4 protein-coding genes and 1 pseudogene are annotated in these 4,617 nt (G+C 37.7%); 4 read left to right on the forward strand and 1 reads right to left on the reverse strand.

The window, feature by feature from the left end:
* The 3 genes from PAE54_RS12195 to PAE54_RS12200 all read left to right on the forward strand — a co-directional run.
* On the forward strand, window positions 1-100 hold a 100-nt coding region (locus tag PAE54_RS12195; RefSeq protein WP_326519633.1), incomplete at its 5' end, for an integrase core domain-containing protein.
* Window positions 101-321: 221 nt separating this feature from the next.
* Window positions 322-519, forward strand: a complete 198-nt coding sequence (locus PAE54_RS12470; RefSeq protein WP_442784406.1) for a helix-turn-helix domain-containing protein — start codon at window positions 322-324, stop codon at window positions 517-519.
* 6 nt (window positions 520-525) lie between these two features.
* Window positions 526-996, forward strand: a complete 471-nt coding sequence (locus tag PAE54_RS12200; RefSeq protein ID WP_326519632.1) for a transposase family protein — start codon at window positions 526-528, stop codon at window positions 994-996.
* Between the two features lie 414 nt (window positions 997-1,410).
* Here PAE54_RS12200 and PAE54_RS12205 read toward each other — a convergent pair whose 3' ends face one another.
* Complete coding sequence (locus tag PAE54_RS12205; RefSeq protein WP_326519634.1) at window positions 1,411-3,018, reverse strand: purine-cytosine permease family protein; 1,608 nt, start codon at window positions 3,016-3,018, stop codon at window positions 1,411-1,413.
* Between the two features lie 669 nt (window positions 3,019-3,687).
* On the opposite strand from PAE54_RS12205, the pseudogene PAE54_RS12210 reads away from it, so the two are divergent.
* Window positions 3,688-4,551 (forward strand): annotated as a pseudogene (locus tag PAE54_RS12210) (TonB-dependent receptor); the annotation flags it as partial.
* Window positions 4,552-4,617 lie beyond the last annotated feature (66 nt).

Consider the following 4,617-nt stretch of genomic DNA (forward strand, 5'->3'; position numbering starts at 1 on the left):
GGAAGAAGTGCAAGATTATGCAACGAGTTGGCTGTGGCATTACAACCATGAAAGACCACACCAAGCAAACAAAGGAAGGCCACCTCTAATGGCTGCTTAACCTCTACTTTTAACTTCGGTTATTTATGGGAGGATTACCATATTTGTACTCTAATTTTCTTAGCATTCGTGCATAATCTTTAGATGAAATACATTGATTCAAAGAAGCTTTCTGAAACACAGTTTAAGCGATATACGGGCATCTCATGGTCAACCTTTTATTTAATGGTTGACCAATTGCAGAAGCATGTCCCTGCTAAAGACAGACCCCCAAAGTTAAGTATGGAGGATCAGGTTCTACTCTGTCTGAGCTATTGGCGGGAATACCGAACTTTATTTCACGTTGCTACAAGCTACGGAGTTTCAGAGCCAACAGCCTCAAGAATTGTACGTCATGTTGAAGATTGCCTGATTCAGTCTAACCTGTTTAATTTACCGAAGAATTTGCCCGAAGGCGAAGGGATCGACTGGAATGTGTGATCGTGGATGCCACAGAAATCCCAATTCAAATGCCTAAAAAAACAGAAGAAAAGCTATAGCGGCAAGAAAAAGACACATACCTTTAAAGTACAGGCCATCATTCATTATAAAACTCAGCAAATTCTGAGTTTATGTACTGATCGCAGTACGGTGCATGATTTCGAGCTATTCAAACGCAATTTAAAGCAGATTCCTTCAGGAGCTTTTATCCTTGCAGATAAAGGCTACCAGGGAATTTATGCTGTGTATCCCAATAGCCTATTGCCGTTAAAAGCCAAAAGGCGCTGTAAATTGGATCCTGAACTCAAAATCTATAATCGGGAAATCAACAAAAGAAGAATCGGGATTGAGCATGTATTTGGTCGCCTTAAGACCTTTAAAATCCTTGCTGAACGTTACCGAAATAGAGGTAAACGACTGGGTTTTAGATTCAGTTTAATCGCTGGAATCTATAATTTTGAATTGAGTAAAAAATGATTTATGAAAGAGGTCTATTCTATAAAAATATTTTCAGGAAAATGGTAAATGCCCCAGTAGCTCCAATTGATATGTAGTCAATGACAATAAAATCACTGGGCGTTTCAAATGCAAGTAAAAGAGATGCAATATGTATTTATCGATAATTGATTCTTTGCGAACCATCCGTCATTACAGTACAGGCTAAAACAACAGTGTTTTCAACATATCTCACAACATCTTGATCTCCCACAAGCATCTCTAGAACCCTACTTAACTTCAGAAGACGGTCATATGGCCCTTTTTCTCTATTTTATTCAGCAAGTGGAACAGATCTTAACAATTTTCCAAAATAATGAACCCCGATGAAAAATCATCGGGGTTCATTATTTTATTCAAATTCCACTTATTCGGAAGTGAGTAATGATCAGATATCTATTTTTCCAAAGTTTTACATAATGAACAGATAACCCCTTGGTGTTTATGTGAATGCATGACGTCAGGTCGTTCGTAATCTTCATCACATGACACACAATGATAGACAGTTGCCACAGGTATACCAGAGGTATCGTAACGTGATTCTTTCATCCCATCATCTGTGGTTTTAATATAATATTTTCCTTTGGTAATTAAGCCCATGATTGGGGTCAGAATGAAACCTACAATTAAGGCAATTAGGGGAGAATAAGCCATAAGGAATTCACCAAGTAACCCAAAAAATGCTGCAATAGATAGACCAGCAGCAGCAAGGAACGACACCATTCCTACAGGGTTAACGTTGTAAAGCATACCACGACGATATTCAGGCTCTTTTGGTGAAAGTTTCAGTAAGTATTTATTCACTGCGATATCAGTAGCGACAACTACAACCCATGCAATAGCAAAGTTCGAATAAAAACCTAAAATTTTACCTAGCACTGCAAACATGTTGCCTTCCATCAGCGCAAGAGCAATAACAAGGTTAACTAATACAAAAACAATACGCCCAGGATAATGTTTGCTGATACGAGTATAGGCACTTGTCCATGCTAAAGAACCTGAGTATGCATTTGTCACGTTGATCTTGATTTGGGAAATGACAACCAAAATAACCGCTAAAGTCAGTGCCAACCAACCAGGAAGCATGTCATGGAATGCTGCATTAAATTGTTGTACAGGTTCTGTGCTATTCACACCTGGAATTTTAGTAAGCAAATAAAACCCAAGGAAGGCACCAATAATTTGTTTAATTGCGCCTAAAACCACCCAACCAGGACCCGCTGAAATTACAGCCATCCACCAAGATTTGCTATTTTCTTTAGTTTTAGCAGGCATAAAACGTAGATAATCAATCTGTTCTCCAATTTGCATAATTAAAGATAAACATACACCCGCACCCAACATAATTGCGGCCATATCTATTGGTGCATAGCCACTATTTCCCGTATATAGAGTAAATTGATGGACTAGACTGGGTTCTTGATAAATTAAATAGGCAACTGGACCAACCATTAGGATGAGCCAAATAGGTGTTGTCCAAACTTGTAAGGTACTTAGGGCTTTCATTCCATAAATGACCAGTGGTATGACCATAACAGTAGAAATGAGATAGCCTGCCCATAGTGGGATCCCTAGCCCAAGTAATAAACCTTGAGCCATAATTGAGCCTTCAAGGGCAAAGAAAATAAAAGTAAAGCTTGCAAAAATAATACTGGTGAGTACTGATCCAAAATATCCGAAACCAGCACCACGGGTTATTAAATCTAAATCAATGTTATATCGTGCGGCATAGTAGGCAAGAGGAATACCTGTTAAGAAAATAATAATTGCAGCAAATAGAATGGAAAAAAATGCATTGGTTGTGCCATAAGCCATACCAATACTTGCTCCAATTGAAAAGTCAGCCAAATATGCAATACCACCTAATGCTGTAATTGCAACGACTCTAGGACTCCAACGACGAAAACTATGTGGAGCATAACGTAAAGTATAATCTTCAAGCGTTTCATTTGCGGCTGAAGATGGCTTTTCTGTAAAGGCATCTGTTGTGTATGGATTTTGCATACTAAACATCTCTCAATCTCATTTATTTTTAATTCTGCAAAATCAATGCCAAACATTATTTTTAATTTTTTATTAAATTTTAATTATTAATTAATATCATTTTTTTAATTTTTTTATTAAAAATATAATGAAATAGAAGTTTCTACTACTTTAGTAGTGATACATTTTGGAAATACTTGCTTTGAAATAGCGCAGTATTGACATTGTAATAATGCATCCAGTTATTAATGGTAGTGGGCAGCTTTCATGCTTATTGATGAAGGTTGATTATCTATCTAGTCTGTGCGATTACAGTAGAAAATCGTTTAGTCAACAGTGAAACTCTGGATTGAATTTTGCCTGACTCGCTATTTTTATTTCAATTATGTTAAACGATGCCCAATTAACAAAAGAAACCGTACCTATAAATATTATTAACGTCATACTTTTTCCAAAAAAATAACTTTATTAAAATAAAATCATTGACTTAGTATTTATTAAAAATATTTTTAATTCACAATCTTAAAAAACAGATGAGGTTTTACCCATCGTAATCATAATTTAAATATCTTATCAAAAACAATTAAATAATAACTATTACCAATAGTTAATGATACTCATTATTGTTTACATCTTTTGGTTTTTTGCCCAAACTGCACTCACTTTTTCGGGGTATATACAGAGATTTTCATGAAATCTTCTATTTTTTTGTTGTCTTCAATCGGCTTGCTTACTGCTCAAGCTTACGCCAATGAATCACCAAGTACAGTTGCTCTACCCATGCTCAGCTCTTCTGCTGAGGCAAAGCAAACATTAAAAGCTCAGGTTGGACAAGCTTCTACAGCCACCAAAGGATTGGCAAAACTCAAGGATATTCCTCAAATTGTGAATGTTGTTCCGCAAGAAATCTTGAGAGAACAAACTGTCACTTCCATGCAAGGTGCACTACAAAATGTCGCAGGCTTAAGTTTTAGTGTAGGCGATGGCCAACGCGATCAGGTCATGATCCGTGGTTTTTCCGCAATAGCGGATAATTATGTAGATGGGGTACGCGATGATGCGATGTATTATCGTGATATGTCGAATGTTGAGCGTGTCGAGGTCCTCAAAGGACCAGGATCTGTGTTATATGGACGTGGTTCAGCAGGTGGTTTGGTTAACCGTATCAATAAGAAACCGTTGGATGAAGCTCTGCATGAGATCAGTCTGATCGGCAGTAGTTTAGGACAAAAACGTGCTGAATTGGATCTTGCAGCGGTCATCAATGACCAAGTCAAAGTCCGTCTAACGGGTGCATTTGAAGATTCAGATGGCTATCGCAATCAAAGTTTTATAAAACGTGAAGCAATCGCTCCTTCGATTCAGTGGAACCTCTCAGATCAGACTTCCCTTCTGTTACAAGCCGATTATTTGCACGATGATCGTTTAGCAGATCAGGGCCTCCCAATGGATCCACTTACCGGAAAGCCGGTTCGTACCAATACGAAAACCTTCTATGGGGCTTTAAACGGTGAAGAAGTTGGCAATGTAGATACCGAAGTGTTGAACCGTACCGGGTTTGTCGGAGACCAACTTTCTTGAGAGAATGTCCCGATGACAAAACCAAAATATACCCCTGAA

This window comes from Acinetobacter minutum, from assembly GCF_035916735.1.
Taxonomy (GTDB): Bacteria; Pseudomonadota; Gammaproteobacteria; order Pseudomonadales; family Moraxellaceae; genus Acinetobacter.